Consider the following 1,404-nt stretch of genomic DNA (forward strand, 5'->3'; position numbering starts at 1 on the left):
TCACCCCTAGCCACAAGTCATCCGCTAATTTTTCAACATTAGTCGGTTCGGTCCTCCAGTTGATGTTACTCAACCTTCAACCTGCCCATGGCTAGATCACTCGGTTTCGGGTCTATATCCAGAGACTAAACGCGCAGTTAACACTCGCTTTCGCTACGGCTCCCCTAATCGGTTAACCTTGCCACTGAATATAAGTCGCTGACCCATTATACAAAAGGTACGCAGTCACCCCATAAAGAGGCTCCTACTGCTTGTACGTACACGGTTTCAGGTTCTATTTCACTCCCCTCACAGGGGTTCTTTTCGCCTTTCCCTCACGGTACTGGTTCACTATCGGTCAGTCAGGAGTATTTAGCCTTGGAGGATGGTCCCCCCATATTCAGACAGGATATCACGTGTCCCGCCTTACTCGATTTCACTTAAACAACGCCGTCGGTTACGGGGCTATCACCCTTTATTGCGTGCCTTTCCAGACACTTCACCTAACGCTCTAAAAGCTTAAGGGCTAGTCCGATTTCGCTCGCCGCTACTTTCGGAATCTCGGTTGATTTCTTTTCCTCGGGGTACTTAGATGTTTCAGTTCTCCCGGTTCGCCTCATTAAGCTATGGATTCACTTAATGATAACTGCTGCTGCAGCTGGGTTTCCCCATTCGGAAATCGCAGACTCAAGTGGCTCTTACTGCCTCATCTGCGCTTATCGCAAGTTAGTACGTCCTTCATCGCCTCTGACTGCCAAGGCATCCACCGTGTACGCTTAGTCACTTAACCATACAACCCGAAGAAGTTTCGAGCTGCATTATTAGTAACCTAGGTGTCACACAATATTTTATACATGAGTGTGTGACTTGGTTTTGCCGGACTCAATTTGAATACACAGTTACCTGTGCATTCCCAAGAACACTTGATTGTGTTGGTCTTTCTCTTTCGAGAAAGGATTGAGAACTTTTACAAATAATCATCTGTTTCCAAAGAAACAAACATTATTTTGTCAGCTTTCCAAATTGTTAAAGAGCAAGGATTTTGTATCTACAAAACCATGTTTAAAGATTCTTTATCAAAAACCCTTAAAGATGGTGGAGCTATGCGGGATCGAACCGCAGACCTCTTGCATGCCATGCAAGCGCTCTCCCAGCTGAGCTATAGCCCCAGACTCTCTTTGCTATAAACCGAATCAATCTGTGTGGACACTCATCCAAAATATCTTCACGTAAGGAGGTGATCCAGCGCCAGGTTCCCCTAGCGCTACCTTGTTACGACTTCACCCCAGTCATGAACCACAAAGTGGCAAGCGTCCTCCCGAAGGTTAAACTACCTGCTTCTTTTGCAGCCCACTCCCATGGTGTGACGGGCGGTGTGTACAAGGCCCGGGAACGTATTCACCGTAGCATTCTGATCTACGATTA

Annotated in this window: 1 tRNA gene and 2 rRNA genes; all 3 read right to left on the reverse strand. The window is 46.8% G+C overall.

Annotated features, from left to right (window positions below):
• Positions 1-769: ribosomal RNA gene (locus VR7878_RS20625) — 23S ribosomal RNA — on the reverse strand; the annotation flags it as partial.
• 303 nt (positions 770-1,072) lie between these two features.
• Positions 1,073-1,148, reverse strand: a tRNA-Ala gene (locus VR7878_RS20630).
• A 61-nt stretch (positions 1,149-1,209) separates the two neighbouring features.
• Positions 1,210-1,404: ribosomal RNA gene (locus tag VR7878_RS20635) — 16S ribosomal RNA — on the reverse strand; the annotation flags it as partial.

This window comes from Vibrio ruber DSM 16370 (assembly GCF_900163965.1).
In the GTDB taxonomy this organism is placed as follows: Bacteria; Pseudomonadota; Gammaproteobacteria; order Enterobacterales; family Vibrionaceae; genus Vibrio; species Vibrio ruber.